At 53.9% G+C, this 4,195-nt stretch carries 3 protein-coding genes and 1 pseudogene; 3 read left to right on the top strand and 1 reads right to left on the bottom strand.

Features of this window, described 5'->3' with window-relative positions; genetic code table 11:
- The first annotated feature begins 481 nt into the window (after positions 1 to 481).
- From OKC30_RS20010 to OKC30_RS20000, 3 genes are read left to right on the top strand one after another with little or no spacing between them, the layout of a single operon-like run.
- A complete protein-coding gene (locus OKC30_RS20010) occupies positions 482 to 2,443 on the top strand; it encodes a type I restriction-modification system subunit M (RefSeq protein ID WP_160837255.1) in 1,962 nt (653 codons plus the stop codon).
- Positions 2,440 to 3,753 carry a restriction endonuclease subunit S gene (locus OKC30_RS20005; RefSeq protein ID WP_270674920.1) on the top strand — a complete coding sequence of 438 codons (1,314 nt, stop codon included), beginning with the start codon at positions 2,440 to 2,442 and terminating at the stop codon, positions 3,751 to 3,753. The genes OKC30_RS20010 and OKC30_RS20005 overlap by 4 nt, the downstream gene beginning before the upstream one ends.
- Positions 3,750 to 3,875, top strand: a complete 126-nt coding sequence (locus tag OKC30_RS20000; RefSeq protein ID WP_270668223.1) for a hypothetical protein — start codon at positions 3,750 to 3,752, stop codon at positions 3,873 to 3,875. The genes OKC30_RS20005 and OKC30_RS20000 overlap by 4 nt, the downstream gene beginning before the upstream one ends.
- Positions 3,876 to 3,893: 18 nt before the next feature.
- On the opposite strand, the pseudogene OKC30_RS19995 reads toward OKC30_RS20000, so the two are convergent.
- Positions 3,894 to 4,195 (bottom strand): annotated as a pseudogene (locus OKC30_RS19995) (IS3 family transposase); the annotation flags it as partial.

The raw sequence follows: 4,195 nt of genomic DNA, 5'->3' as shown, positions 1-4,195 counted from the left end.
TGGTGTGTTTGGAGACAGCCAGTTTACCAGCACCCTGTCTGTCAACTTCCACTTCCCCAAGATCCCGCGAAGAACCTCTTTTTTCCTCCCCAAGGTCCCATTTCGAGTTTTCGTTGTGAACAACGCAAAAACGGCTATTCATGAAATATTCTAATGATTGACAACAGGTGATGTAGTGACATTCCTTGCTAAGTTGATAGCTGGCCTCCGCCCCCGCCAAATAGGTGGGATATGAGGTCTGCCGATCTGCTGAAATTTTGGCAGATTTAAGAACTTTTTCTACGAAGTCTCACACAGAAAAAGTTCTATAAATAGCTGAAATTTCGGCAGATTGAGCACCCTAATTGGCCCCTTTGCCCTTGTTGGCGGGCCAAACGGGAAAATCAAAAACGGCAGATTTTCACAGCCAGCACCGAGGCCACGACTGGAGGCCAGATGCTGTGATAGGATCACGCTATTTCGAGCGTTCCACGGGGTTTCCATGACAACCAATATCTCATCCCTTGCCAACCTTATCTGGTCGGTGGCTGACCTCCTGCGAGGTGATTTCAAACAGTCCCAGTATGGCCGCATCATCCTGCCATTCACCGTGTTACGTCGTCTTGAGTGCGTACTGGCCCCGACCCGTGACAAGGTGCTGGCCACCGCCGAGAGCACCAAGGCCATGCCCGAGCTGGCCCGCCATAAGCTGCTGCTCAATGCCGCCGGGCAGAGCTTCTACAACACCGCCAAGCTCACCTTGGATAACCTTGGCGAGAAGCAGATTGGCGACAACCTGGATGCCTATGTGCGGGGCTTTTCCCGTGAGGCATTCGAGGTGTTCGAGCACTTCAACTTTGCCGCCAGCATCGATCTGCTGGAAGATGCCGACCTGCTCTACAAGGTGGTTCGCAACTTCGCCAACGTCGATCTCTCCCCCGAAACCGTCGACAACTACCACATGGGTCTGGTGTTCGAGGAGCTGATCCGCAAGTTTGCCGAGAGCTCCAACGAGACCGCCGGTGAGCACTTCACCCCCCGTGACATCGTCCGCCTGACCACCTCCCTGGTGTTTGCCGCCGATGACGAGGCCCTGACCACCGCAGGCGTGGTGCGGACCATCTATGACCCCACCGCGGGCACTGGCGGCTTCCTCTCCTGCGGCATGGAGTACCTGCACGAGCTGAACCCGGCGGCCCGTCTGGCCACCTTCGGGCAGGAGCTCAACCCCGAGTCATTCGCCATCTGTAAGGCCGACATGCTGATCAAGGGGCAGGACATCAGCAACATCAAGCTGGGCAATACCCTCTCCGACGACCAGTTGCCGCTGGAGAAGTTCGACTACTGCCTCTCCAACCCGCCATTCGGGGTGGACTGGAAGAAGGTCGAGAAGCAAGTGCGGGACGAACACCTGCTAAAGGGCCACAGCGGCCGCTTCGGGGCAGGTCTGCCCCGTGTCTCTGACGGCTCACTCTTGTTCCTGCAACATCTGATCGCCAAGATGAAGCCGGAGGGTGCCCGGATCGGCATCATCCTCAACGGCTCCCCGCTCTTTACCGGTGGAGCGGGCAGCGGCGAGAGCGAGATCCGCCGCTACATTCTGGAACACGACCTGCTCGATACCCTGGTGGCCCTGCCCACCGACATGTTCTACAACACCGGCATCGCCACCTATATCTGGGTGCTGTCGAACCACAAACCGGCCGAGCGTAAGGGCAAGGTGCTGCTGATCAACGCCAGCGACATGCACAGCCCCATGCGAAAATCCTTGGGCTCCAAGCGTAAGCAATTGAGCGACGAGGCCATTGAGCAAATCGTCCGCCTCGCCAGCCGTTATGAAGAAGGGCCCATCGCCAAGATCTTCCCCACCACCGCCTTCGGTTATCGCCGTATCACGGTGGAGCGGCCGCTGAAACTTGCATTCTACCCACAGGATGCCGAGCGCCTTGCCAGCCTCACCGCCGACAAGGGCTGGGACAAGCTCGATGGCTCCCTGCAGTCTGTCATTCTCACTGCCTTGGGCCAGTTCGCTGAGGCCAAGTTGCTCTCTCGCGACAAATTCAAAAAGCAACTGACCAAGCTGCTAGGTGAGGTCAAGCTACCCGCCCCGGCCTTCAAGCTGCTGGTGAGCCATCTGGCTGAGCAGGACGACGCTGCCGAGGTATGTAAAGCCAAGGGCGAGCCGGAAGCCAACCCGGATCTGCGGGATAACGAAAACGTGCCGCTCGGGGAAGATATTTATGAGTATCTCAAGCGTGAGGTGTTGCCCCATGTACCGGATGCCTGGATTGACACCAGCAAAACCGATCCGCTCGATGGTCAGGTGGGCATCGTCGGTTATGAGATCCCCTTTAACCGCCACTTCTATCAGTACCAGCCGCCCCGCGAGCTGGCAGCCATCGACGCCGATCTCGATGCGGTCGCCAAGGAGATTATGCAGTTGCTGGCGGAGGTACACTCATGAGCGAAGTTGTTGCGACTGCTCAGCAAGGGCTGGCGGGAAAATATCCCCCCTATCCGGAATATAAGGATTCTGGAGTGGTGTGGTTGGGGGATGTGCCAGAGCATTGGGTACTTTCTCGGGTTAAAGATGTTGCCGTTGTCTTTGGGGGATATCCTTTTGATTCTCAGAGATTTAGTCCTGACGTTGGTGTACCATTGATAAGAATTCGTGATATTAACACTGAGCTTACGGCAGTTTATTTTGACGGTGATGTACCGCAAGAAGCTATTGTTGAAAATAATGATGTGCTGATTGGGATGGATGGTGAGTTCAATGTTGCTCGATGGAAAGGGGGCAAAGCAGCTCTAAATCAACGAGTCGCATGTGTTCGAACTGACTCGGATGAATTAACGACATTGTTATTCTATACGCTTCCCTTTAGTCTCAAAGTGGTAAACGACTTAACTTATTACACAACAGTCAAGCACCTCTCACTTGAGGATATAAAGAAGACAATATTTGCCTTGCCTCAAGGCGAGGAACTTTCCAACATAGTGGCCTTCCTCGACTACGAAACCGCCCGAATTGATCGGCTGATTGCTCAGCAGCAGTGGCTGATCGAACTGCTCAAAGAGAAGCGGCAGGCGGTGATCTCCCACGCAGTACGTACTAGGGCAAGCGAAGGTCATATAAAACTCGCATATGCCATCAACTTGCTAACGGGTTACCCCTTTGCTAGCTCCGGTTTTAAGTCCACAAAAGATACGCATATTCCTCTTTTACGTGGGGCTAATGTTGGGGTCGATCAAATAAAATGGGATGATGTAGTCTACTGGGATAGTGAGGATTGCTCCCATTTGGATGATTATTACCTTGAGCGTGGTGATATTGTTTTTGGTATGGACCGCCCTTGGATTAGTAGTGGTGCCAGAGTCGCTGAAATTACACAACATGATACTCCTTGCCTGCTGTTGCAGCGGGTGGCTCGGATTCGAGCCAAGGCCAATCATTTCCAGTCTTATATTAAGCTGTGTCTCTCTAGCAATGAATTCAGAAATTATGTTGAGGCTGATTTAACAGGTGTTAGTGTGCCACATATTAGCCCTGATCAAATCAAGGGTTTTTTAATTAGAAACCTTCCATATGATGAACAGGTATCTGTAACAAATGAAGTGCTACAAGTACTTGAGAAATTGAACGCAGTTGAAAGAGCTGCATTCAATGCTATCGAGCTACTCCAAGAACGCCGCACCGCCCTAATTTCCGCCGCTGTGACTGGTAAGATCGACCTACGAGGCTGGACGCCACCCAGTGATGAGGAGGCCGCATGAGCGATATCAAACTGTTCCGTTATGGTCAGCATGGGGTGAGCGAACTGGAAGGCAAGGCCGCCATGGTGGAAAAGCAGTTGCAGACTCTGATAGAGCAGCAGATGCGGCGTTTTTCAAGATAGTTGTCGCGCAAAGCTGTTTTAAGCAGCCTCTTTTTGCTCCGGCTCGGGTTTCTCGGGCCGCTCCGGATTTAGCATCACGGCACCGATAGGTGTCCAGTCTCGCGTCTTGCCACTCCACCTCGCTGGGTGTTGTGCTCGGGCGGCCTGGTACACAGCATCCCGTTTCGCCAGCAGGGCTTTATCGTCACCCCGATGCCGCTCGTTGGGTGTGACGAAGCGGATACGGCTATGCCGGTGCTCTTCGTTATACCAGGCCATAAAGTCGCGCACCCACTCCCTGGCCGCTTCCAGACTGGCAAAGCCGTCTGATGGCCACTGCG

Source organism: Aeromonas sp. QDB18 (assembly GCF_027705325.1).
GTDB classification, from domain to species: Bacteria; Pseudomonadota; Gammaproteobacteria; order Enterobacterales; family Aeromonadaceae; genus Aeromonas; species Aeromonas caviae.
Note: the sequence above shows the minus strand (reverse complement) of the source record. Positions and strands in the feature narration are given on the sequence as shown.

Excerpts from the sequence above, each read along its gene's own strand:
- OKC30_RS20010 (WP_160837255.1), top strand. The coding sequence starts at position 482 with ATGACAACCAATATCTCATCCCTTGCCAACCTTATCTGGTCGGTGGCT.
- OKC30_RS20005 (WP_270674920.1), top strand. The coding sequence starts at position 2,440 with ATGAGCGAAGTTGTTGCGACTGCTCAGCAAGGGCTGGCGGGAAAATAT.
- OKC30_RS20000 (WP_270668223.1), top strand. The coding sequence starts at position 3,750 with ATGAGCGATATCAAACTGTTCCGTTATGGTCAGCATGGGGTGAGCGAA.